Origin of the sequence: Streptomyces sp. MAR4 CNX-425 (genome assembly GCF_048656465.1) — a bacterium.
GTDB lineage: Bacteria > Actinomycetota > Actinomycetes > Streptomycetales > Streptomycetaceae > Streptomyces.
On the sequence record NZ_JBMDLF010000015.1, the window covers coordinates 1 to 23,435 of the forward strand.

Annotated in this window: 22 protein-coding genes and 1 tRNA gene; 17 read left to right on the forward strand and 6 right to left on the reverse strand. The window is 74.5% G+C overall.

The window, feature by feature from the left end:
* Window positions 1-205 (reverse strand): hypothetical protein (locus tag ACHZ99_RS30825; protein WP_420308121.1); only part of this gene is annotated, 205 nt, incomplete at its 3' end.
* A 362-nt stretch (window positions 206-567) separates the two neighbouring features.
* On the opposite strand from ACHZ99_RS30825, the gene ACHZ99_RS30830 reads away from it, so the two are divergent.
* Entirely contained in the window at window positions 568-1,269 is a 702-nt protein-coding gene (locus tag ACHZ99_RS30830) for a DUF3710 domain-containing protein (protein ID WP_420308122.1), read from the forward strand.
* 193 nt (window positions 1,270-1,462) lie between these two features.
* Here the strand turns inward: ACHZ99_RS30830 and ACHZ99_RS30835 are convergent.
* A tRNA-Leu gene (locus ACHZ99_RS30835) sits at window positions 1,463-1,546 on the reverse strand.
* A 145-nt stretch (window positions 1,547-1,691) separates the two neighbouring features.
* On the opposite strand from ACHZ99_RS30835, the gene ACHZ99_RS30840 reads away from it, so the two are divergent.
* From ACHZ99_RS30840 to ACHZ99_RS30850, 3 genes are all read left to right on the forward strand, one after another.
* A complete protein-coding gene (locus ACHZ99_RS30840) occupies window positions 1,692-3,026 on the forward strand; it encodes a M20/M25/M40 family metallo-hydrolase (protein WP_420308123.1) in 1,335 nt (444 codons plus the stop codon).
* A gap of 183 nt (window positions 3,027-3,209) precedes the next feature.
* Window positions 3,210-3,443 carry a chaplin ChpH gene (gene chpH, locus ACHZ99_RS30845; protein WP_420308124.1) on the forward strand — a complete coding sequence of 78 codons (234 nt, stop codon included), beginning with the start codon at window positions 3,210-3,212 and terminating at the stop codon, window positions 3,441-3,443.
* Window positions 3,444-3,582: 139 nt separating this feature from the next.
* On the forward strand, window positions 3,583-4,347 hold the full coding sequence (locus ACHZ99_RS30850; RefSeq protein WP_420308125.1) for a chaplin: 765 nt from the start codon (window positions 3,583-3,585) through the stop codon (window positions 4,345-4,347).
* A 90-nt stretch (window positions 4,348-4,437) separates the two neighbouring features.
* On the opposite strand, the gene ACHZ99_RS30855 is transcribed toward ACHZ99_RS30850, so the two are convergent.
* Window positions 4,438-4,626, reverse strand: coding sequence for a DUF5703 family protein (locus ACHZ99_RS30855; protein ID WP_420308126.1), 189 nt, complete (start codon window positions 4,624-4,626; stop codon window positions 4,438-4,440).
* 47 nt (window positions 4,627-4,673) lie between these two features.
* Here ACHZ99_RS30855 and ACHZ99_RS30860 point away from each other — a divergent pair, with 47 nt between their 5' ends.
* The gene (locus ACHZ99_RS30860) at window positions 4,674-5,456 is read left to right on the forward strand and encodes a hypothetical protein (RefSeq protein WP_420308127.1); all 783 of its coding nucleotides are present in this window, start codon (window positions 4,674-4,676) and stop codon (window positions 5,454-5,456) included.
* Between the two features lie 80 nt (window positions 5,457-5,536).
* Here ACHZ99_RS30860 and ACHZ99_RS30865 read toward each other — a convergent pair whose 3' ends face one another.
* Window positions 5,537-7,906, reverse strand: coding sequence for a helix-hairpin-helix domain-containing protein (locus ACHZ99_RS30865; RefSeq protein WP_420308128.1), 2,370 nt, complete (start codon window positions 7,904-7,906; stop codon window positions 5,537-5,539).
* On the reverse strand, window positions 7,903-8,910 hold the full coding sequence (locus ACHZ99_RS30870) for an aldo/keto reductase (RefSeq protein ID WP_420308129.1): 1,008 nt from the start codon (window positions 8,908-8,910) through the stop codon (window positions 7,903-7,905). The genes ACHZ99_RS30865 and ACHZ99_RS30870 overlap by 4 nt, the downstream gene beginning before the upstream one ends.
* 125 nt (window positions 8,911-9,035) lie before the next feature.
* Between ACHZ99_RS30870 and ACHZ99_RS30875 the strand changes: the two genes are divergently transcribed.
* The 6 genes from ACHZ99_RS30875 to mshC all read left to right on the forward strand — a co-directional run bounded on the left by ACHZ99_RS30875 (window position 9,036) and on the right by mshC (window position 14,941).
* Complete coding sequence (locus tag ACHZ99_RS30875; protein ID WP_420308130.1) at window positions 9,036-10,085, forward strand: LLM class F420-dependent oxidoreductase; 1,050 nt, start codon at window positions 9,036-9,038, stop codon at window positions 10,083-10,085.
* Between the two features lie 226 nt (window positions 10,086-10,311).
* Window positions 10,312-11,103 carry a ferritin-like domain-containing protein gene (locus tag ACHZ99_RS30880; protein WP_420308131.1) on the forward strand — a complete coding sequence of 264 codons (792 nt, stop codon included), beginning with the start codon at window positions 10,312-10,314 and terminating at the stop codon, window positions 11,101-11,103.
* A gap of 176 nt (window positions 11,104-11,279) precedes the next feature.
* On the forward strand, window positions 11,280-12,008 hold the full coding sequence (locus ACHZ99_RS30885) for a histidine phosphatase family protein (protein ID WP_420308132.1): 729 nt from the start codon (window positions 11,280-11,282) through the stop codon (window positions 12,006-12,008).
* Between the two features lie 103 nt (window positions 12,009-12,111).
* The gene (locus tag ACHZ99_RS30890; protein WP_420308133.1) at window positions 12,112-12,702 is read left to right on the forward strand and encodes a DUF3090 domain-containing protein; all 591 of its coding nucleotides are present in this window, start codon (window positions 12,112-12,114) and stop codon (window positions 12,700-12,702) included.
* The gene (locus ACHZ99_RS30895; protein WP_420308134.1) at window positions 12,666-13,577 is read left to right on the forward strand and encodes an SCO1664 family protein; all 912 of its coding nucleotides are present in this window, start codon (window positions 12,666-12,668) and stop codon (window positions 13,575-13,577) included. Before ACHZ99_RS30890 ends, ACHZ99_RS30895 begins: the two co-directional genes overlap by 37 nt.
* 134 nt (window positions 13,578-13,711) lie before the next feature.
* Window positions 13,712-14,941 (forward strand): cysteine--1-D-myo-inosityl 2-amino-2-deoxy-alpha-D-glucopyranoside ligase, encoded by a 1,230-nt coding sequence (gene mshC, locus ACHZ99_RS30900; RefSeq protein ID WP_420308135.1) that lies wholly within the window; start codon window positions 13,712-13,714, stop codon window positions 14,939-14,941.
* Window positions 14,942-14,963: 22 nt separating this feature from the next.
* Here mshC and ACHZ99_RS30905 read toward each other — a convergent pair whose 3' ends face one another.
* Complete coding sequence (locus tag ACHZ99_RS30905) at window positions 14,964-16,178, reverse strand: PAC2 family protein (protein WP_420308136.1); 1,215 nt, start codon at window positions 16,176-16,178, stop codon at window positions 14,964-14,966.
* Between the two features lie 260 nt (window positions 16,179-16,438).
* Here ACHZ99_RS30905 and ACHZ99_RS30910 point away from each other — a divergent pair, with 260 nt between their 5' ends.
* From ACHZ99_RS30910 to ACHZ99_RS30935, 6 genes are all read left to right on the forward strand, one after another.
* Window positions 16,439-17,758, forward strand: coding sequence for an enolase C-terminal domain-like protein (locus ACHZ99_RS30910; RefSeq protein WP_420308137.1), 1,320 nt, complete (start codon window positions 16,439-16,441; stop codon window positions 17,756-17,758).
* A 134-nt stretch (window positions 17,759-17,892) separates the two neighbouring features.
* On the forward strand, window positions 17,893-18,939 hold the full coding sequence (locus ACHZ99_RS30915) for a sugar ABC transporter substrate-binding protein (protein ID WP_420308138.1): 1,047 nt from the start codon (window positions 17,893-17,895) through the stop codon (window positions 18,937-18,939).
* Between the two features lie 3 nt (window positions 18,940-18,942).
* The gene (locus tag ACHZ99_RS30920; protein ID WP_420308139.1) at window positions 18,943-20,553 is read left to right on the forward strand and encodes a sugar ABC transporter ATP-binding protein; all 1,611 of its coding nucleotides are present in this window, start codon (window positions 18,943-18,945) and stop codon (window positions 20,551-20,553) included.
* A 53-nt stretch (window positions 20,554-20,606) separates the two neighbouring features.
* Window positions 20,607-21,611: an ABC transporter permease gene (locus ACHZ99_RS30925; RefSeq protein WP_420308209.1), complete on the forward strand. Its 1,005-nt coding sequence runs from the start codon at window positions 20,607-20,609 to the stop codon at window positions 21,609-21,611.
* Between the two features lie 10 nt (window positions 21,612-21,621).
* Window positions 21,622-22,587 (forward strand): aldo/keto reductase, encoded by a 966-nt coding sequence (locus tag ACHZ99_RS30930; protein ID WP_420308140.1) that lies wholly within the window; start codon window positions 21,622-21,624, stop codon window positions 22,585-22,587.
* A gap of 2 nt (window positions 22,588-22,589) precedes the next feature.
* Window positions 22,590-23,417, forward strand: coding sequence for an amidohydrolase family protein (locus tag ACHZ99_RS30935; protein WP_420308141.1), 828 nt, complete (start codon window positions 22,590-22,592; stop codon window positions 23,415-23,417).
* Window positions 23,418-23,435 lie beyond the last annotated feature (18 nt).

Sequence of the window (23,435 nt, forward strand, 5' to 3'; positions counted from 1 at the left end):
CGCCCTCGTCCTCAACAACACATGGAACGAAACTCGCTGAGAAAACCTGAGTGGCCTGCCGTGTTTTGTTGCGAGTCTCGAACGTGGAGAACACTTCATCGTGGACCCTGGCCCATCCGATAAACGTGCCATACCTCACGTCGGGCAGGTCCTGACCGTACTGAAAGCCCCAATCGTCGATCTGGTTGGTCTGCAGAGATCGCACTATGTTGAAGCGCTGTTACATACAGCGAGCAGGGCGCTTTGAACTCGGACAGTGCCCGCTCCGGGGCGGGAGGCGGGAGCTGGCGCCGGGAGGGGCCGGTGCCGCCGTCGGGGGAGCGGTCGGGGTTCGGTACGTGGGGGCGTGTGACGCCGGCTTGGGTGCTCATCCTCGCTCTCCGGGCCATGCTGCTGCGACGGTGGCGGTATGAGGGCTATGCGCTGCTGCGGGAGCTTGCCGCTGGACTGGACGTTGCCGAGCTGTCCGAGGAGCGGGCTCTCGCAGTGGTGCGCCCCGTCATCGGTGAGTTGTCGGCCGTGCGCGTAGCCAGCGCCGGGGGTCGGCTGGCGCCGGACGATGTCGTCGTGCTGCTCCGAACGGTGATCCGCGACGAGGGTCTGTCGGAGGCCGCGGTGGTGGAGTTGCTGTCCCAGGCTCGGGTGGAGGCCGATGACGTGCTGGCCACAGGGGCCTGGCGGCGGCCTCGCATCCGGGGGGTCGAGACCGGGCCCTGGGACGTGCGCGAGGCCGCGGAGGCGGGGGTCGTCTCCGTGGCCGACCGCATCGACCTGGGCGGCTTGCGGCTGCCGGTCGGCGCGGGGGGCCGGAGCGTGGAGCTTGCGCCGGTGCGCGACGCGGGCCTGGACATCGTGGGCGTACGCGCGGAGTCGGGCGCGACGACGCTGGAGCTCCAGGCGCTGCATGCGCGGAGCGGCCTGTGCTGGGACGAGGTGCGGGAGAGTGCGGTGGCGTGGCTGCGCCACCGGGGGGCCAGGGTCGGGGAGTGGCTGGGGCCTGCCGGGCGGGCGGTACGCGGGTGGCTGTGGCCCGAGCGCAAGTCGCGCTGGGCCGTCGGATCGCCCCGCCCCGTGCGGGTGTTCGGCTGCGACGGCCCCGGTTGGGTGCTGCGCGCCCTGCTCACCGGCGAAGGGGCGGCTCCGGAGGGCGACGGGGCTGCCGCCTGGGCGTACGAGCTGTTCGCCGGGGCGGTCGTGAACGCGTCGGGTTCCGGCTCTGCCTCGTTGGCCACGCCGGGCACGCCGATAACGCTGCGGTGGCCCTGGTGAGGCGGTGGAGGTCTTCCGAGAGAGGCGAGCCTTCCTTCACGGCTGGAGCGGCTCCAGGCCGGTTCACCGGCCACCGACGGCTACGCCGCGAGGAAATCAAGGATCTGGTCAACGCCTACGGAGGCGTGCGCTCGGCGCTCAGTGGGGCGGACCCCGGCGACAACCACGAGGCCGCGCGTGGGGGGATTGGTTGTGTCCGAGGGGGGACTTGAACCCCCACGCCCTTTACGGGCACTAGCACCTCAAGCTAGCGCGTCTGCCATTCCGCCACCCGGACCGGTGGGCGCCGCACGGGCGCGGCCCGCTGCGACGCGGTACAGCCTAGCAAACCCGCGCGCCCTCGCGATCACCCCGCACGCTTGGGTGCGGGGCCCCGGCGGGGCAGGATGGGGCGTGGACCCCGAACGTGTCAGGGAGGCATTGTGAGCCAGCCGGAGAACGGCCGTGGCGGCACCGTCGAGCGCGCGGAGAGCGAGGTCGTCGACCTCTGCCGCGAGCTGATCCGGATCGACACCAGCAACTACGGCGACCACTCCGGGCCGGGGGAGCGGGCGGCCGCGGAGTACGTGGCGGAGAAGCTCGCCGAGGTGGGGCTGGAGCCGGAGGTCTTCGAGTCGCACCCGGGGCGGGCGTCGACCGTGGCGCGGATCGAGGGTGAGGACCCCTCGCGGCCGGCGCTGCTCATCCACGGCCACCTCGACGTCGTGCCCGCCAACGCCGCCGACTGGACCCACGACCCCTTCTCCGGGGAGGTCGCCGACGACTGCGTGTGGGGGCGCGGGGCGGTGGACATGAAGGACATGGACGCCATGACCCTCGCGGTCGTGCGCGAGCGGCTGCGCACCGGGCGCAAGCCGCCGCGGGACGTCGTGCTGGCGTTCCTCGCCGACGAGGAGGCCGGCGGGCTCTACGGCGCCCGGCACCTGGTCGACACCAGGCCCGAGCTGTTCGAGGGCGTGACGGAGGCCATCGGGGAGGTCGGCGGCTTCTCCTTCACCGTGAACGAGGACGTGCGGCTGTACCTGATCGAGACCGCGCAGAAGGGCATGCACTGGATGCGCCTGACGGTCGACGGGACCGCCGGGCACGGTTCGATGACCAACCGCGACAACGCGATCACCGAGCTGTCCGAGGCCGTGGCCCGGCTGGGGCGGCACGAGTTCCCGGTGCGGCTGACCAAGTCCGTACGCGGCTTCCTCGACGAGCTCGGCGACGCCCTCGGCGTCGAGCTGGACCCCGGGGACATGGACGCCACCCTCGCCCGGCTCGGCGGCATCGCGAAGATCATCGGAGCCACGCTGCGCAACACCGCCAACCCCACCATGCTCGGCTCCGGCTACAAGGTGAACGTCATCCCCGGGCAGGCCACGGCGCACGTGGACGGCCGCTTCCTGCCGGGGCACGAGGAGGAGTTCCTCGCCGACCTCGACCGCATCCTCGGCCCGCGCGTCCGCCGCGAGGACGTGCACGCCGACAGGGCGCTGGAGACCACCTTCGACGGGGCGCTGGTCGAGGCCATGTCGACGGCGCTGAAGGCGGAGGACCCGATCGCCCGCGCGGTGCCGTACTGCCTCTCCGGCGGCACCGACGCCAAGTCCTTCGACGACCTCGGCATCCGCTGCTTCGGCTTCGCGCCGTTGCAGCTGCCGCCGGAGCTGGACTTCGCCGGGATGTTCCACGGTGTCGACGAGCGGGTACCGGTCGCGGGTCTGCAGTTCGGCGTCCGGGTCCTGGACCGGTTTCTCGACGCCTGCTGAGCTGGGGTTTCCTCCTGACGGAGGTGCGGTGGCGCGCGGGTGGCGCACGCGGCCGAATCGGCCACCTGTACCAATCGGACTGAATCGGGTGAATGGCACGATAAGCGCGTAGCTCGATACCTACCTCCTCGTTGCATTGGGTGCGGTCCGCTGCTGGGACCGCTCCGTCAATGAGGAGGAAGAATGATCAAGAAGGTTGTCGCCGCGGCGGCCGCCACGGGCGGTCTCGTGCTCGCGGGCGCCGGCGTCGCCGTCGCCGACTCGGGTGCGCAGGGCGCTGCCGTGCAGTCCCCGGGCGTGATCTCCGGCAACGTCGTGCAGGTCCCGGTTCACATCCCCGTGAACGCCTGCGGCAACACCGTGAACATCATCGGTCTGCTGAACCCCGCGTTCGGCAACACCTGCGTCAACAAGTGACGTTGAACCTCCCGTAAGGGTGTGTCCGGACGGCCCCGGTGCGCAGCGGCGCCCCGGGGCCGGACGGGCTTTTTGGACGAGCGGGACGGGGACGGCCCGCCCGCTCGTGTCCCCTGAGCTCAGAAGGCAGGAAAGACCCATGCGACATGTCGCAAGGAAGGGCCTGTTCACCATCGCCGCCGCGGGCGGCATGCTCGTCGCCGCGGGCGCCGCCGCGCAGGCCGACGCGGGCGCCGAGGGCGCCGCGCAGAACTCGCCCGGCATCGGCTCCGGCAACACGGTGCAGGCGCCGGTGCACGTGCCGGTGAACGCCTGTGGCAACACGGTGAACGTCGGCGGGCTGCTCAACCCCGCGTACGGCAACACGTGCGTCAACGACAGCGGTGGCGCGCAGGCCGGCGGCGGGACCGGCAGCGGGACCGGCGGGACGGAGACGGGGGGCGGGGCCGCGGCCCAGGGCCAGTCGTCGCAGTCCCCCGGGGTGCTCTCCGGCAACACGGTGCAGGTGCCCGTGGACGTACCGGTGAACGCATGCGGCAACTCCGCCAACGTCGTGGGCGTCGGCAACGCCGCCTTCGGCAACGAGTGCGGCAACGGCGCCACCCCCGACACCCCGAAGCCGCCGCGCCCCGAGGAGCCGCCGACGCCGGACGAGCCCGACCGGCCCGACCAGCCGGACGAGCCGGACACCCCCGAGCCGCCCGGCACCCCGGACCGGCCCGACGAGCCGACCGACCGGACGCACGTCCCGCCGAACCACGAGACGCAGGCCGGTACGCCCGTGCCCGGCGAACTGGCCGAGACCGGCTCCGGCGTCCCGCTGGGGGCGCTGATCCCGCTCAGCGGCGGCCTGCTGCTGGGCGGCGCCGTCCTCTACCGCCGCGCCCGCGGCTCGGCGGCCTGATTCGTTCCCGCCGACGAAAGGGGCGGGTCCGGCGCGCCGGACCCGCCCCTTCGCCGTCCACACCCCCGCCCGCGGCGCCCGCCGCCGGGCTCACCACGTCGCCCGCATCTGCCTGATGATCCGGCGCCGCAGACGGGCCTTGCGGCTGCCGTCGGGGTACAGCCGGAGCCGGTGCAACTCCCAGTGCCCGTACTCGGCTTGGTCGGTCAGAAGCCTCGCCGCGGCGGCCCGTGAGACTCCCCGCGGCACATAGACATCACGAAACTCGTATTCCGGCATCGCATCCATTGTGCGGAAAGTGCCTTGCTCCGGATAGCGTCTGCACTATGTCTGATGCTGCGCAGCCTACGGCTGCCGAGGTACGAGCCGCCGCGACGGCGCTGAAAGCCGCGATCGACCGTCACCTCGAAGAGGTCGAGCGCGGGTCGGGCGAGGAGGGCTCCGCCGTCTACGCCGCCTTCGAGGAGCTGGCCGCGGCAGCCGAGGCGTACGACGAGGTGTTGTACGAGGTCCACGACGAAGTGACCCCCTTCGAGATCCCCAGCAGCGACACGCTGCCCGCCTACACCGGGCCCGACGAGCCGGGGGCGCTCAGCGTCCTCATCCGCCGGGACTACACCGTGGCGGAGCCGCACCGGCTGCTGGCCCAGGCGCAGCGCATCGCCGACCTCGACCCGGACGTCGCGGGCGGGGACGACTCCGACGAGCGGGAGGCCGTGGGCACCAGCCTGACGGCCGCGGTCGGGGTGCTCTTCGGCGAGTTCGAACCGGACGAGATCGCCTCGCGGCACCGGGAGTTCGGCCTCTCGGAGGGCGACTCCGCGGTGTGGGTGGCGGCGGCGGAGGAGCCGGCGGAGCCGGGGGAGTGGCTGTCGGCGCCGTTCGACCAGGTCGACCCCGAGCTGGTCATCTGCCGCTTCGACGTCAGCGCGTCGTTCGAGGACGAGCTCGACTTCGAGCCGGTCGACGACGAGGACGACGAAGACGGCGAGGACGAGAGCGCCGAGGGCCGGGAGCGGGAGGGCGGCGTGGCCGCCGACGCGCTCGACGACCTGGACGACCTGGACGACGGCGAGGACGAGCTGGAGCCGGTGGACACCGGCCGCTGAACGGGCGCCGGGCGCGGCCCCAGCGCCCCGCCGCCCGCGCCCCGCCGCCCGTGGGCCCCGCGCCCGGCCGCGGCCCCGCGTCAGCCCCGGGACTGGGCGCCGAGCAGGCCCCGCAGCCGTGTCGTACGCGGCGGGGCCGGCACCTCCGCGAGGCGCCGGGCCAGCACGGGCCCCGCGCCGTGCACGACGGACAGGTGCCGCTCGCCGCGGCTGAACGCCGTGTACGCCCACGCGCGGCTCAGCGCCGGCTCCGCGTCCCCGGGCACGACGACCACCGCGGCGGGCCAGCGCCGCCCCGCCGCCTGGTGCGCGGTCAGCGCCCACCCGTGCCGCACGGCCTCGCCCGCCTGCTCGGGCCGTACGACGACGGGGGTGCCGCCGCAGTCGAGGTGCAGTCCGGCGTCGTCGCCCGAGGCGACGGTGCCCGGGACGGCGGTGCCGGGGGCGGGGACGTAGACGACGCGGTCGCCCGGGTCGAAGCCGCCGAACGCGCCGGGGCCGGGGTTCAGCCGCTCCTTGAGCGCGGCGTTCAGCACCCGGGTGCCGGCGGCGCCGCCGTGACCCACGGCGATCACCTGGGTGTCCGCGGCGGGCACCCCGAGCGCGCGCGGTACGGAGTCGGCGACCAGCTGCACCGTCCGGTGGACCGCCTCGCCGGGGTCCTGCACGGGCACGATCACCACCTCCTTGCCGGGCGCCGCGACGGCCTGGAGCTCCCCGACGCCGACACCGGAGACCAGCTCGCCGATCGGGCCGGGATCGGGGGTGCGGGACGTCACCCGGGGGCAGATCCGCGCGGCGGCGACATCGGCGAAGACCCGGCCGGGGCCGGCCGATTCCAGCAGCCCGGGGTCGCCGCTGAGGACCAGCCGGGCGCCGTCGGGCAGCGCCTCGACGAGGGCGGCGGCGACCTCGGCGTCGAGCTGCGGGGCGTCCAGCACGGCCAGCACGTCGACGGCGAGCAGGCCGTCCGCGTCGCGCCCGGGCCCCTCGCGCCCGGCGAGCAGTCCCCGTACGGTCACGGCGCCGGCGGCGGGTGGGCCGGACGCGGCGCCGCCCGGTGCGGGGCCGTCCCGCGGGGTGTCGTCCACCGGACCGGCCGGGGCCGCCGCGGCGAGCAGGGCGGCCAGGCGGGCGCGGCCGTCGTCGGTGTGGGCGGCGGCGTACGCGCGCAGCCCCAGGGCGCGGGCCGCGGCGACGAGCGCCGCCGGCTCCGCGCGGGCGGCCTCGCCGCCGGTGTGCAGCACGAGCCCGCCGCCCGCGACGGCGCGGATCAGCTCCGCGGCCGACGCCGAGGGCGCGCCCCCGGCTGCCGCCTCCCACGCCGCCGCGTCCGCGCCCGTCCCGTCGCCGCCGTCCGCCGGCGGACCCGCCGGCGGCGTGAACGTGTTCACCAGGCGGGACAGGCCGTCCGCGAGGCCCTCCTCCGCCATCGCGTACCGCTCCAGGCCGAGCAGCAGCCGTACGGGAGCCTCCTCCTCGCCCTCCGCCGCCTGCGCCGGAGCCGGCGGCTCCTCCCGCTCCTCGAAGACCAGCACGCCGCCCGCCTCCGCCGCGGCGCGCAGCGCCTCCTCGGCGTCCGGCACCCCGTACCCCGTCAGGGCCGCGGCCACCGCCGGGAGGTCCAGCGCGGTGTGCCCCCGCAGGGCGGCTTGCGCCAGCAGCCAGCCCACCAGCGCCTCGACCCGGCGCCCGTCCCCGGGCTCCGCCGACTCCAGCAGGCCGCGGGCGAACTCGTCGGCCTGCGACGGCCGCACCCCGGGCACCGCGAGCAGCTGCCAGGGGTCCGCACGCAGCGCCTCCGCCGCGCCGTCGCCGAGCTGCGCCGCGGCCCCGGCGGCCAGCGCCTCCGGGGCGCCCCCGCCGGCGAGCACCTCGCGCACGGCGGCGACCGCCTCCGCGGTCGGCTCCGGCGGCCGGGCCGGCGCCTCCTGCCGTGGACGCCCCCCGGCGCCGGGCACCGCCCGCGCGCCGGGCGCCGGCTCCGCCTCTCGTACGGGCGGGGGCGCGGGCGCCCGCGCGGGCGCGGGGAAGAACGCGGCGGCGTCGCGCTCGCCCCGCTCCACGGCCCGTACGGCGGCCAGCAGCTCGGCGGCCTTGCCGGTCAGCGCCGCGCCGCTCTCGACGGCCACCGCTGCCCGGGGCCGGCGCCCCTCGCCCGTGCCGCCGTCCGCGCCCGTGCCGCCGCCGCCGTCCGCGTCCGCTCCGGCGCCGCCGTCCTGCCCGCTCCCGCCGGTCTCCGGTCCCGCCCCGGCCTCCCGGTCCCCGCCCGCCGGGCCGGGCGCCCCGTTCTCCACCGGCGCCGCGCCCCCGCCGCCCTCGGCCACTCCGCTCGTGCCGGTCCCCGCGCCGGTGCCGGAATCCGCGCCGCCGCCCGCGTCCGTCGTCCCCGGCCCCGTGCCCCGCTCCGCCGCCTGCGCGGCGCCCGCGGCGTCTCGTGCGTCGTTCACAGCGTGCTCCAGTCCTGATCGGGGTAGCGGTGCACGGGCGCCGACACGTCGTCGAGCGCCTGGCAGATCTCGTCAGGAAGCGTAAGACCCTCCACCGACAACACCGCCGTCAGCTGCTCGGCGTTGCGCGCCCCCACCAGCGGCGCCGCCACCCCCGGCCGGTCCCGTACCCACGCCAGCGACACCTCCAGCGGCGTCACCGCCAGCCCGTCCGCCGCCGTGGCCACCGCCTCCACCACCCGGCTCGCCGCCTCGTCCAGGTACGGCGCGACGAACGGCGCCAGGTGCTCCGAGGCGGCGCGTGAGCCCGGCGGGGTGGCGTCGCGGTACTTGCCGGTCAGCACGCCGCGGCCGAGCGGGGACGACGGCAGCAGGCCCACGCCCAGGTCCAGCGCCGCCGGCAGCACCTCCCGCTCCACGCCGCGCTGCAGCAGCGAGTACTCCATCTGCGTCGACGCCAGCCGGGCCCGACCGCCGCCGGGGCCGCCGCCCCCGCCCGCGGCGCCCGCCAGCTGCCAGGTGGCGGCCTTGGCGAGCTGCCAGCCGCAGAAGTTGCTCACGCCCGCGTAGCGCGCCCGGCCGCTCGCTATGGCGGTGTCGAGGGCCTGCAGGGTCTCGTCCAGCGGCGTGTACGGGTCGAAGGCGTGCACCTGCCACAGGTCCACGTAGTCGGTGCCGAGGCGTTTCAGCGAGGCGTCCAGCGCGCCGAGCAGGTGCCGGCGGGACGTGTCGAAGCGGCGGTCGGGGTCGGGCACGCTGCCCGCCTTCGTCGCCACGACGATGTCGCGCCGCGGTACGAGGCCCCCGAGCAGCCGCCCCAGCAGGCCCTCCGCGCCGCCGTCGGCGTACACGTCGGCGGTGTCGACGAGCGACCCGCCGGCCTCCCAGAACGTCTTCAGCAGTCCGGCCGCCTCGGCCTCTCCGGTGTCCCGCCCCCAGGTGAGGGTCCCCAGTCCCATGCGGGAGACGCGAAGGCCGGTGCGGCCGAGTTGCCTGTGCTCCATGGGCGTTGAGATTACTGGGGCGGGTGCGCTGCGCGGCGGGGACGGTCGCGCTAGAGTCGCAGAGATATATTACCCGCCAGTAGAGACGACCTCGGCGTGGCACGCCGGAGAGCAGGGAGGCCCGCATGCGGCTCGGGATCAACCTCGGTTACTGGGGCGCCGGCATGGACGCCGACAACCTCGCCGTCGCCCAGGAGGCCGACCGCCTCGGCTACGACGTGTGCTGGGCGGCCGAGGCGTACGGATCCGACGCCGCGACCGTCCTGACCTGGGTCGCCGCCAAGACCGAGCGCATCGACGTGGGCTCCGCGATCTTCCAGATCCCGGCCCGCGCCCCCGCCATGACCGCGATGACCGCCGCCACCCTGGACTCCCTCACCGAGGGCCGCTTCCGCCTCGGCATCGGCGTCTCCGGGCCGCAGGTCTCCGAGGGCTGGTACGGGGTGGAGTTCGGCAAGCCGCTCGCCCGGACCCGCGAGTACGTGGAGATCGTGCGCAAGGCGCTGGCGCGCGAGCGGCTGTCGTACGCGGGCGAGCACTGGACGCTGCCGCTGCCCGGGGGCCCGGGCAAGCCCATCAAGCTGACCGTGCACCCCGTGCGCGAGCACATCCCCGTCTACATCGCGGCCATCGGCCCGAAGAACCTGGAGCAGACCGGCGAGATCGCCGAGGGCGCCCTGCTGGTCTTCTACTCGCCGGAGCACGCCGAGGAGACCACCCTGCGCCACCTGCGCGCCGGGCGCGCGAAGGCGGGCAAGGAGCTGGCGGGCTTCGATATCGTGCCCACGGTCCCCATGGCCGTGGGGGACGACGTGGCGGCGCTCGCCGACGTCTTCCGCCCGTACACCGCCCTCTACGTCGGCGGCATGGGAAGCGCCAAGCAGAACTTCTACAACCGCCTCGCCGCGCGCATGGGTTACGAGCGCGAGGCCGAGGAGATCCAGTCCGCGTACCTCGCGCGCGACAAGGCCGCCGCGGCCGCCGCCGTGCCGCAGGAGCTGATCGACTCCACCACCCTCATCGGCCCGGTGGAGCGGATCGCCGACCGGATGCGGGCGTACGCCGAGGCGGGGGTGACGTCGCTGTCGCTGGCGCCGTCCGGCTTCACCCGGGAGGAGCGCATCGCCGGCGTACGCGCCGGAGTGGAGGCGCTGGAGCGCGCCGGCCTCGCCTGAGCCCCGCCCCCGGCCGCCCCCGGAGGCGCCCCCCGGCAGGGCCGCGGCCGTGGTGGGGGCTCGGGGTCCTCCCCGCCACGGCCGTCACTCCACCCAACGCGCCATCCCCGTATCGGTTACGCCGTCGCCCGGATGGGGGATGGCGCGTACCGGGGTGTTGCGTCAGCCGCATCTGCGTCATTCACTCGAATACGGGTGTATTCCGGCGGAGAAAGGCGACGGTCACATGCTCTCGGCCAAGGAACTCTTCCAGGAGATCATCGACAACGACGACAGCTTCCGGCTGTTCTGCTCCATCGCCGCCGCCGGCGAGGCCCAGGGCGGCTGGGAGAACGCCCGCATCGCCGCCCTCGTCCCCGACTCCTACCGCGCGCTCGCCCCCAAGGTGGCCCGGCACGGCGCGGACGAGGACAAGCACGGCCGCATCTTCAACGCCCTCCTGAAGAAGCGCGGGCTGGAGCCGGCGGAGGTCCCCGGCGAGACCGACTACACGATGCTGCTGGAGGGCATCGGCATCGGTCTCGCCCACGACCAGCTGCGCCGCGACCGCCAGCTCACCGAGGCCGACATCGTCACCTACCTCGCGCACAGCCGGGTCACCGAGCAGCGCGCGGCGGACCAGATGGGGATGCTCCTCAAGTACTTCGGCGACCACCCGGAGATCGGCCGCGCGGTGCGGATGATCTCCCACGACGAGGAGAACCACCTCGCCTACTGCCACGAGGAGCTCCTCGGCCTGGCCGCGAACGGCCACGGCCGGCGCGTACGGGACGCGCTGCGCGAGGCGGCGCAGGCCGAGATCCGGGTGTACCGGGACGTGGGCCACGCGGTGATGGAACACATGGGGCGGATCCTGGGGTGGCCCCGCGGCAAGCGCATGGTGCTGTCCGCGGGCATCGAGGGGAAGTACGCGTACGAACGCGCCGGCGGCTGGCGGCGCATGGTCACCCTGCGGATGCCGGAGCGCCGCGACGCCCTCGGCGGACCGCCGCCGCGCACCGCGGCCGAGTTCGCCTGACGCGAACAGGCCCGGCGAACGGGCCGCGCGCGTGGGCGCGAACGGCGGGCCCCGCCGCCGGTCAGCGGCGTGCTCGGCCCGGGCGGCGGGCCCGGGTGACGCGGCGGAGCCGACGATCCCTCCGTCATTCCTTCCCGGACACTGCGCGGCCTCGCGCAGGACGTACGCTGGCTGCCATGCCCACCCTCCTACTGCTCCGGCACGCCCGGTCCACGGCCAACGTGGACGGCGTGCTCGCCGGCCGCGGCCCGGGCGTCGGGCTGGACGAACGCGGCGCCGAGCAGGCCGCCGGGCTGCCCGCCCGGCTGGCCGGCCTGGCGCCCGCCGCCGTGGTCAGCAGCCCGCTCCAGCGCTGCCGCGAGACGCTGAAGCCGCTGCTGGCCGATCGCCCCGGGCTGCCTGTCACCGTCGACGAGCGGCTCAACGAGTGCGACTACGGCGAGTGGACCGGCGCCAAGCTCGCCGAGCTGGCGCAGGACCCGCTGATGAACACCGTCCAGCAGCACCCGTCGGCGGCCGGGTTCCCCGGCGGCGAGACGCTGCGCGCCATGCAGGCGCGCGCCGTGGAGGCGGTGCGGGAGTGGAACGCCACCGTGGCCGCCGAGCACGGCCCCGAGGCGCTGTACGTCATGTGCAGCCACGGCGACGTCATCAAGTCCGTGGTCGCGGACGCCCTCGGCATGCACCTGGACCTGTTCCAGCGCATCGCCGTCGGCCCGGCCTCCGTCACCGCGATCCGCTACACCCCGCTGCGCCCCTTCCTGCTGCGCCTCGGCGACACCGGCCGGCTCGACGACCTCGCGCCGCCGCCCGCCGCGGCGGCTTCGGGAGCCGACGGGGAGCCGGACGGGGAAGCGGCGGACGAGAGCGCCGCGGAGGTGGGCGGCGGTGCCGGAGCCGGGTGATCCCCGGTGATCAGCTCGCGCAGTAGGGTGGTCGGGCCGGTCCCGCAGCGGATCCCGTCCAGGACCCGGGTAAGCCGAGTAAGTCGAGTAATCGGAGCAGCACGTGCCGCGTGAGGTGTACTTCTACGACCCGCCGGACCGCTTCGTGGCCGGCACGGTCGGGCTGCCGGGACGCCGCACCTTCTTCCTGCAGGCGTCCAAGTCCGGCCGCACCACCAGCGTCGCCCTGGAGAAGGCGCAGGTGGCCGCGCTCGCCCAGCGGATCGACGAGCTTCTCGACGAGGTCGTACGCCGCAGCGGCGGCACCAGCGACGTGCCCGCCGTGGCACCCGCGGAGCTGGCCGACACCGCGCCCCTGGACGCCCCCATCGAGGAGGAGTTCCGGGTCGGCACGATGGCGCTGGCGTGGGACGCGGAGGGCGAGCGCATGGTCGTCGAGGCGCAGGCGCTGGTCGAGTTGGACGCCGACTCCGACGAAGACCTGGCGGCCGCCGAGGAGGCACTGCTCCAGGACGACGAGAACGGTCCGCCGATGCTGCGCGTACGCCTCACCGGGCAGATGGCCCGCGCGTTCGCCAAGCGGGCCAACGACGTGGTGAACGCCGGCCGGCCGCCCTGCCCGCTGTGCAGCCTGCCGCTCGACCCGGAGGGACACGTATGTCCGCGCCAGAACGGATACCGCCGGGGAGAGTGACCCCGCTCTCGCTGGCGCCCGACGAGGCCCGCGCGCTGCTCACCGGCGGCGAGCTGACCGTCGCCGGGCGCATCCGCGGCGCCTCCAACGCGGTCCTGTTCTGCACCGTCGCGCACGCCGGGCGCACCGCGGAGTGCGTCTACAAGCCGGTCGCGGGGGAGCGGCCGCTGTGGGACTTCCCCGACGGGACGCTGGCGCAGCGCGAGGTCGCGGCGTACGAGGTCTCCGAGGCCACCGGCTGGGGACTGGTGCCGCCCACCGTGCTGCGGGAGGGGCCGTTCGGCGAGGGCATGTGCCAGCTGTGGATCCCGTCCGCGGACGGCGACCGGGACGGTGAGGGGGACCGGGACGGGGACGGCGCGGACGCCCCGGAGGCGGCCGCGGAAACCGGCGCCGAGCTGCTCGCCCTCGTCGACGGCGACGAGCCCGGCCCCGGCTGGAAGGCCGTCGGCTACGCCGAGACCGGCGGGTCCCGCCCCGCGCTGCTCGTGCACGCCGACGACGTACGGCTGCGCCGCCTCGCCGTCCTCGACGCCGTGATCAACAACGGCGACCGCAAGGGCGGCCACCTGCTGCCCGCCCCCGGCGGGCGGCTCTACGCCATCGACCACGGCGTGACGTTCCACACCGACGACAAGCTCCGCACCCTGCTCTGGGGCTGGGCCGGCGAGGCGCTGCCCGCCGAGGCCGTCGCCGTGCTGCGCCGCCTCGCGGACGGCCTGGCCGCCGGCGGGCCGCTGGCCGCCCGGCTGGCGCCGCTGATCACCCGCGCGGAGGTGGCCGCGCTGCGCGCCCGGGTCACCGCGCTGCTGGCCTCCGGGCGGCACCCGGAGCCGAGCGGCGAGTGGCCGGCCATCCCCTGGCCACCGGTCTGAGCCGGCCCCGGCCCGGCCCCGTTCCCGTATACCCCCGGGAGTAATCCGTACGAACCGTCCCACGCCTGTCCGAAACCGCGACCTTCCGCCGCCCCGGTCGTTTCACCAGGCAACCGGCGGTTACGCTCGTTTACATGCATGCCTGGCCCGCTCCCGAGGTCCCGGTGCTCCCCGGCACCGGCCGCGACCTCCGCCTCCACGACACCGCGACCGGAGGGCTCGTCACCCTCGATCCCGGACCGGAGGCCCGCATCTACGTCTGCGGCATCACCCCCTACGACGCCACCCACCTGGGGCACGCGGCCACGTACACCGCGTTCGACCTCGTGCAGCGCGTCTGGCTGGACAACAAGCGGCAGGTTCACTACGTGCAGAACGTCACCGATGTCGACGACCCGCTGCTGGTGCGGGCCGCCGAGACCGGTGAGGACTGGACCGTGCTCGCCGAGCGCGAGACGGACCTGTTCCGCGACGACATGACCTCGCTGCGGAACCTCCCGCCCCGCGAGTTCGTCGGCGCGGTGGAGGCGATACCGGGCATCGTGCCCCTCGTCGAACGCCTGCGCGACGCCGGCGCGGCGTACGAACTCGACGGCGACACCTACTTCTCGGTCGAATCCGACCCCCGCTTCGGGTCCGTCTCCGGGCTCGACGCCGCCACCATGCGCGGGCTCTCCGCCGAACGCGGCGGCGACCCCGACCGCCCCGGCAAGAAGAACCCGCTCGACCCGCTTGTGTGGAGCGCCGCCCGCGAGGGCGAGCCGAGCTGGGACGGCGGCTCCCTCGGCCGCGGCCGGCCCGGCTGGCACATCGAGTGCGTCGCCATCTCGCTGGACCTGCTCGGCATGGGCTTCGACGTGCAGGGCGGCGGCAGCGACCTGATCTTCCCGCACCACGAGATGGGCGCGTCCCACGCGCAGGCGCTGACCGGCGAGCACCCCTTCGCCCGGGCGTACGTGCACTCCGGTCTCGTCGCCCTGGACGGCGAGAAGATGTCGAAGTCCCGGGGCAACCTCGTCTTCGTCTCCCAGCTCCGCCGCGACGGCGTCGACCCCGTGGCCGTACGGCTCGCGCTGCTCGCCCACCACTACCGCACGGACTGGGAGTGGACCGCCTCCGTGCTGGAGGAGGCGGAGGAGCGGCTGGCCCGCTGGCGCGCCGCCGTCTCCCGCCCGGAGGGGCCGCCCGCGGAGGGGCTCGTGGAGGAGATCCGCGAGGCGCTGGCGAACGACCTGGACTCGCCCGCGGCGCTGGCCGCCGTCGACCGCTGGGCGGCGCTCCAGCGCGTCGAGGGCGGTACGGACACGGGGGCGCCCGGGGTGGTCTCGCGGGCGGTGGACGCGCTGCTGGGCGTGGCGCTGTAGCGGCCGGGGAGGCGGGCCGGCGTCAGTCCTTGCCGCCGGCCCCGCCGTCACGGCCGGACCCGTCGCCGGAGCCGCTGTCGTCGGAGCCGGAGCCGTCGGAGCCGTCCGCGGTGTCAGCGCCGCCGCGGTCGTCGTCCCCGCCGTCGCCATCCGCGCCGCCGTCGTCGTCCGAGCGGTCCTCGGCCTCGCCGTCGGCGTCCTCGTCCTTCGCCTCCGTGGCTCCGTCCGCCGCCTCCGCCTCGTCCGCGCCCTTCTCGCCCTTCCCGCGCTTCTCGCCCTTCTCGCCCGTCCGGCCCTTCGCCGCGCCCTCCTCGCGCTCCTCCGGCGCCGGCAGGTCCGGGAACGGCTGCGGGCCGGAGAGGTCGCGCAGGTACGGGCCGGGGCCCGTGTCCCGGCGGCGCAGATAGCGCTCGAACTCGCGGGCGATCGCCTCGCCGGACGCCTCCGGCAGCTCCGCGGTGTCGCGCGCCTCCTCCAGCGTCTGCACGTACTCCTGGACCTCGGTGTCCTCGGCGGCCAGCTGGTCCACGCCCAGCTGCCAGGCGCGCGCGTCCTCGGGCAGCTCGCCGAGCGGGATGCGCACGTCGATCAGGTCGTCGAGCCGGTTGAGCAGCGCCAGCGTGGCCTTCGGGTTGGGCGGCTGGGACACGTAGTGCGGCACGGCGGCCCACAGGCTGGCGGTCGGCACCCCCGCGTGCGTACACGCCTCCTGGAGGATGCCGACGATCCCCGTCGGGCCCTCGTAGCGGGTCTCCTCCAGGTCCATCGCCTCGGCCAGCTCCGGGTCGGAGGTCACGCCGGTCACCGGCACCGGCCGGGTGTGCGGGGTGTCGCCGAGCAGCGCGCCGAGCAGGACCACCAGCTCGACGCCCAACTCGTGGGCGAAGCCCAGGATCTCGTTGCAGAACGAGCGCCAGCGCATGCTCGGCTCGATGCCGCGGACGAGCACGAGGTCCCGGGGGTGTCCCTTGCCGTCGGCGTCGGCGATGCGCACCGCGGACAGCTGCGTCGTGGGCCAGGTGACCTTCCGTACGCCGCCGTGGAGGGTGACGGTGGGCCGGTTGACCTGGAAGTCGTAGTAGTCCTCGGCGTCGAGGGACGCGAAGACCTCGCCCTTCCACTCCCGGTCGAGGTGGCCGACCGCGGAGGAGGCGGCGTCTCCGGCGTCGTTCCAGCCCTCGAAGGCGCAGATCATCACCGGATCGACCAGCTCGGGCAGCCCCTCCAGCTCGATCACCCAGCGCCTCCTTCCGGCGGTAACGGCCCCTGTGGCCACGTGCTCCGGGACTTGCGGCCCCCAGCCTAAGGCTTCCCCGCCGAGGCGCCGTATCCCGTGCGGCACGAGGACCGATTCATCCGAGGTGTGCACCTTAAGGAGGATTGACAGCGCGTCAGTGTGGATAAATCACTCACGGCCTCTGGACGTTGGCGAGCCCACCCGGCTATACATCGGATGACTGATGAAAGATCCGATGTTCCAACGCGAGGGAAGCCCGCATGCGACCGACTGTCACCGATTTGGACGTCTCCGACATCCGCTTCCCCACCTCACTGGAGCTCGACGGGTCGGATGCCATGCACCCCGACCCCGACTACTCGGCCGCGTACGTCGTGCTCCGCACCGACGCGCCCGGCGTCGAGGGCCACGGCTTCTGCTTCACCATCGGCCGCGGCAACGACGTCACCGCCGCCGCGATCCGCGCCCTCGCGCCGTACATCGTCGGCCGCCCCGCGCCGGGCACCGCCGCCGAGCTGGCCGCGCTGTGCACGGCCCTCACCCACGACTCCCAGCTGCGCTGGCTCGGCCCGGAGAAGGGCGTGATGCACATGGCCGCCGGCGCCGTCGTGAACGCCGCCTGGGACCTGGCCGCCCGGCAGGCGGGGCTGCCGGTGTGGGAGTTCCTGGCCGGCCTGACCCCGGAGGAGCTGGTCTCCCTCGTCGACTTCCGCTACCTCTCCGACGCCCTCACCCCCGACGAGGCCCTCGCCCTGCTGCGCGCCGCCGAGCCCGGCCGCGCCGAGCGGGCCGCCCGGCTGCGCGCCGAGGGCTACCCCGCGTACACCACCACCCCCGGCTGGCTCGGCTACTCCGACGAGAAGCTCGTCCAGCTCGCCAAGTCCGCCGTCGCCGAGGGCTTCGGCCAGATCAAGCTGAAGGTCGGCGACGACCTCGACGACGACGTCCGCCGGCTGCGGCTCGCCCGCGAGGCCGTCGGCCCGGACGTGCGCATCGCCGTGGACGCCAACCAGCGCTGGGACGTCGCCGACGCCGTGCGCTGGATGACCGCCCTCGCGCCGTACGGGCCGCACTGGATCGAGGAGCCCACCAGCCCCGACGACGTCCTCGGCCACGCCGCCGTACGCGCCGGGCAGCCGGTGAAGGTCGCGACCGGCGAACACGTCGCCAACCGCGTCATGTTCAAGCAGCTGCTCCAGGCCGGCGCCGTCGACTTCGTCCAGATCGACGCCGCCCGGGTCGCCGGCGTCAACGAGAACCTGGCCGTCCTGCTGCTCGCCGCCAAGCACGGCGTCCCGGTCTGCCCGCACGCCGGCGGGGTCGGGCTGTGCGAGCTGGTGCAGCACCTGGCCATGTTCGACTACGTCGCCGTCTCCGGCAGCCGCGAGGACCGCGTCATCGAGTACGTCGACCACCTGCACGAGCACTTCGCCGACCCGGCCGTCGTCGTGGACGGCCGCTACCGGGCGCCCGAGGCCCCCGGCTTCTCCGCGCGGATGCTCCCCGAGTCGCTCGCGGCGCACCGCTACCCCGACGGCCCCGTCTGGCAGGCCGTGGCCCGGCGGGGCCGGGGGAGCTGAGCCATGCCCGCCGTACCGCAAGCCGCCCTGCCAGCCGGACCGGCCGGACCGGCCGGTCCGGCCCGACCGCACGCCGCATCCCCGGCCGGCCCTGCCGGCCGCACACCCGAGACGACCGACGGGACGGGACTCCCATGCTGACTCGCAGACTCCGCACGACCGCCGTCGCGGCCTGCACCACACTCCTCGCCCTCGCCCCGCTGGCGGCCTGCAACCGCGGCAACGACGCGGCGGGCTCCGACGGCCAGGTCGGCATCGACATGCCGCGCACCGACAGCGACTTCTGGAACTCCTACCACCAGTACCTGAAGAAGGGCGTCTCGGACGGCGTCGTCGACGCCCTGCCGATCACCAACTCCCAGAACGACATCGGCAAGCTGGTCGCCAACGTGCAGGCGTTCACCGATCAGGGCGCCGACGCCGTCATCATGGCGCCGCAGGACACCGGTGCCGTCGCCTCCACCCTGGAGCGGCTGGCGGAGGAGGACATCCCCGTCGTCAGCGTCGACACCCGCCCCGACAAGGGCGAGGTCTACATGGTCGTACGGGCCGACAACGAGGCGTACGGCATCAAGGCGTGCGAGTACCTGGGCGAGCAGCTGGGCGGCGAGGGCAAGGTCGTGGAGCTGCAGGGCGACCTGGCCTCCATCAACGGCCGCGACCGCTCGATGGCGTTCAAGAAGTGCATGGACGAGAAGTACCCCGGCATGGAGGTCTTCGAGCTGCCTACCGAGTGGAAGGGGGACGTCGCCTCCGCGAAGCTGCAGAGCGTCCTGGCCAAGGAGGGCTCGATCGACGGCATCTACATGCAGGCCGGCGGCGTCTTCCTCCAGCCCACCCTCGCGCTGCTGGAGCAGAAGGGCCTGCTCAAGCCCGCCGGCGAGGAGGGCCACATCACGATCGTCTCCAACGACGGCATCCCCGAGGAGCTGGACGCCATCCGCGCCGGCAAGATCGACGCCACCGTCTCCCAGCCCGCCGACCTCTACGCCGAGTACGCCCTCTTCTACGCCCGGCAGGCGCTGAAGGGCAAGGAGTTCAAGCCGGGGAAGACCGACCACGGCTCGACGATCGTGAAGATCCCGAACGGCCTGGAGGACCAGCTGCCGGCCCCGCTGGTCACCAAGGAGAACGTCGACGACCCCGAGCTGTGGGCCAACCAGCTCGACAAGCAGGGCTGAGCGGTGCCCGCGGCGCCCCCCGCCGTCCGCGCCGACGGCGTCGTCAAACGCTTCGGCCCCACGCTCGCGCTCGACGGCGTGCACCTGGAGGTCGCGCCCGGCGAGGCGCACGCCCTCGTCGGGCGCAACGGCGCCGGAAAGTCGACCCTCGTCTCCGTGCTCACCGGCATGGAGCGCCCCGACACCGGCACCGTCACCTTCTCCGGCGAGCCCGCGCCGCCGTTCGGCGACACGGCGGCGTGGCGCGCCCGGGTCGCCTGCGTCTACCAGAAACTCATGATCGTCCCGGACCTCACGGTCGCCGAGAACCTCTTCCTCAACCGCTTCACCGGCACCGGCCGCATAAACTGGCGCCGGCTGCGCGCGCACGCCCGCGAGCTGCTGGCGGCGTACGGGGTGGCGGTGGACCCCGCCGCGCGGGCGAAGGACCTCGGCGTCGAGCAGCGGCAGTTCGTGGAGATCGCGAGAGCCCTCAGCTTCGGCGCCCGGCTGATCATCCTTGACGAGCCGACCGCCCGGCTCGACGCCGGCGGCATCGACCGGCTCTTCGGCAAGCTGCGCGAGCTCCAGCGGCAGGGCGTCGCCTTCCTGTTCATCTCCCACCACCTCCAGGAGGTCTACGAACTCTGCGACACCGTCACCGTCTTCCGCGACGCCCGGCACATCCTCACCGCGCCGGTCTCCGGGCTGCCGAAGGAGGACCTGGTCGAAGCGATGACCGGGGAGGGCCCCGCCGGCGGCGGCCCGGCGCGGGTGTCGCCCAGCGCCATGGTCCCCGGTCAGGCGGCGGCGCCCGCGGCCACCGCCGCGCCGGCCGCGGACGGCGCCGCCGCGGCGCCGGTGCTGCGGGCGCGGGCGCTGGCCGTGGCGGGCGCGTACGAGCCGCTGGACCTCGACGTGCGCGCCGGCGAGGTCGTCGGCCTCGCCGGCGCCGCCGCCAGCGGGAACACCGCGATCGGCGAGACCCTCGTCGGCATGCGGGCGCCCGACGGCGGCGGGGTCGAGGTGCGCGGCGCCGCCGTCCGCACCGGCAGCGTGCCGCACGCGCTGGAGGCCGGTATCGGGTACGTACCGGAGGACCGGCACGCGCAGGGCCTGGTGCCCGGGCGCAGCGTCGCCGAGAACGCCACGCTGACCGTCGCCGACCAGCTCGGCCCGTACGGCACCGTGCTGCCCTCGCGCACCCGCCGGTTCGCCCAGCGCATGATCGAGTCGCTGGACATCAAGACCTCCGGACCCGCCCAGGACGTCGACGGGCTGTCCGGCGGCAACCAGCAGAAGGTCGTCATCGCCCGGGCGCTCGCCCGCGACCCGGGTGTGCTGGTGGCGATCAAGCCGACCGCGGGCGTGGACGTGAAGTCCAAGGACGCGCTGCTGGGCGTCGTCCGGCGGGTGGCCGGGAGCGGCAGCGGCGCCGTGATCATCTCCGACGAACTGGACGACCTGCGCGTCTGCGACCGGGTGCTCGCGCTCTTCCACGGGCGCGTGGTCGCGGAGTTCGGCGGCGGCTGGACCGACCGGGAGCTGGTCGCCGCGATGGAGGGCATCGAACCCGGTCAGGACAGCAACCAGCCCGACCAGCAGGACCAGCCGGAGAAGGGGCAGCAAGCATGACACGGCCTACGTCGACAGCGCGGCCGGCCGCCGCGGCCGAGGGCAGCGCGGTGCTGGAGAAGAAGCCGCAGTTGCAGCTCGGCGGGGTGGAGATCGACCTCGGCCGCTGGCGCGACTTCTCGCTCGTACCCGTCATCTTCGTGCTCGGCGTGATCGGCTTCATCGTCTCGCCGGCGTTCCTGACCTCCGACAACCTCATCGGCGTCGTCCAGCAGTCCACCGAACTCGGGCTGCTGGTGCTGGCGCAGGCGCTGATCCTCATCAGCGGCCGCATGGACCTCTCGCTGGAGTCGACGATCGGCGTCGCGCCGGTGATCGCGCTCTGGCTCGTCCTGCCCGCCGAGGGCGGCCGGTTCACCGGCATCGAGCTGCTGCCGTCCAGCACGTCGATCTTCCTGTGCCTCCTGGTCGGCGCCGCGATCGGCATGTTCAACGGCTTCCTCATCCTCAAGCTCCGCGTCAACGGCTTCATCGCCACGCTCGGCATGCTCGTCATGCTGCGCGGCCTGCACGAGGGCATCACCGGCGGCAAGTCCATCATCGAGGTGCCCGAGTCCTTCGCCTACCTCGGCAAGGAGAGCTGGCTCGGCGTGCCCGCCGCCGTCTACGTCTGCCTCGGGCTCTACGCCGTCGGCGGCCTGATGCTGGGCTACCTGCGGCACGGGCGGGCGCTGTACGCCATCGGCGGCAACCCGGAGGCGGCGCGCGCCGCGGGCATCCGCGTCGACCGCATCACGTGGATCGTCCTCGCCATCGGCGGCATGCTCGCGGCCTTCGCCGGCGTGCTCTACACCGGCCACTACGGCTCGGTCTCCGCCGGCCAGGGCAAGGACATGATCTTCCAGGTCTTCGCCGCGGCCGTCATCGGCGGCATCAGCCTGCGCGGCGGGCGCGGCACCCTCTTCGGCGCGCTGACCGGCGTGCTGACCCTCCAGCTCGTCATCAACGTCATGACGCTCGCGGGCGTGCCCGCGGAGTGGACGAAGTTCCTCAACGGGGCGATCATCATCGTCGCCCTGGTCATTTCCCGGTTCGTCAGCGGCGAGAAACAGGACTGAGAGGCGGCGGATGCGCCCCATACCCAGGCTCGGCCTCGGCTGCGCCAACCTCGGCAACCTCTACCGGGCGATGCCGGACGCCACGGCGGCCGAGATCGTCGACACCGCGTTCGCGCACGGCTACGGCTACTTCGACACCGCCCCGCACTACGGCGTCGGGCTGTCCGAGGAGCGCCTCGGCCGCGCGTTCGCGGGCCGGCCGCGGGACTCGTACACCGTCTCGACCAAGGTCGGCCGGCGGCTGCGGCCGCTGGGCCCCGGCGAGACCGAGCCCGCCCACGACTTCGTCGGCACCCCGGCCCGCGGCCGGACCTGGGACCTGACCCGGGACGGGATCCGGGCGACGCTCGAATCGTCGCTCGAACGGCTGGGCCTCGACCGGGTGGAGATCGCCTACCTGCACGACGTCGAAAACCACCTGCCGCAGGTGTACGAGACCGCGTTCGCCGCGCTCGCGGAGCTGAAGGCGGAGAAGGCCGTCGGCGCCATCGGCTTCGGCATGAACTTCAGCGACCACCTGGGCCGGCTCGTCGCCGACCTCGACGTCGACGTGGTGCTGTGCGCCGGCCGCTGGACGCTGCTGGAGCGCAGCGCGTACGACGACCTGCTGCCCGTCTGCGAGCGGCGCGGCACCGCCGTCGTCGTCGGCGGCGTCTACAACACCGGGCTGCTCGCCGACCCGCGGCCCGGCGGGCGCTTCCACTACGGCGAGGCGCCGGCCGAGGTGGTGGCGCGGGCGCAGGGGATCGCCCAGGTGTGCGGCGAGTTCGGGGTGCCGCTGAAGGCGGCGGCGCTGCGCTACCCGTTCGCGCACCCGGCGGTCGTCTCGGTCGTGCCCGGCGCCTCCCGGCCGGCGGACGCCGCGGAGAACGCGGAGATGTTCGCGTACGACATCCCGGACGGGCTCTGGCCCGCCCTCGTCGAACTCGGGCTGCTCGACGCCGACCTGCCGCTGCCGGCGTCCGCGGGAGGCTGACCGTGCCGCGCATCGACGCCCACCACCACCTCTGGGACATCACCCGCCGCCCGCAGCCGTGGATGGACGGCCCCTGGGCCGACCCGCTGCGGCGCACCTTCACGCTGGCCGACCTGCGCCCGCACCTCGACGAGCACGGCATCGACGGCACGGTGGTGGTGCAGTCGTCGTCCTCGTACGAGGAGTCGCTGGAGCTGTGCGCCGAGCCGGACCCGCCGGTGGGCGTGGTCTGCGGCTGGCTCGACCTGACCGCGCCCTGGCTCGACGGGGACACCTTCTTCCACCAGCCGCCGCGGTTCCTGGCGCTGCGGCACCAGGTGGCCGACGAGCCCGACCCGCGGTGGCTCGAACGCCCGGACGTGCTGCGGGCCCTGGGGCTCGCGGGCGACGCGGAGTTCGCCTACGACCTGCTGGTCACCCCGCGCGAGCTGCCCGCCGCGATCGCCGCGGCACGCGCGGTGCCGCAGACCCGGTTCGTGCTCGACCACGCGGGCAAGCCGCCGATCGCGGCGGGGGAGTGGCAGCCGTGGGCGGACCTGGTCGCGGAGCTGGCCCGGCTGCCGCACGTCAGCTGCAAGCTGTCCGGGCTGGTCACGCAGGCGGACTGGGAGAGCTGGCGGCCGGCGGACGTGCTGCCGTACGCCCGGCACGTGATCGACGTGTTCGGGCCGGACCGGATCCTGTTCGGCTCCGACTGGCCGGTGTGCACGCTGGCGGCGGACTACGGGCGGGTGGTGGAGCTGGCCGAGGAGGCGACGGCGGACCTGACGGCGGCGGAGCGGGAGGCGGTCTTCGGCGGCACCGCCCGCCGGGTCTACCGCCTGGACTGACGGCCGGGAGCGGGACGT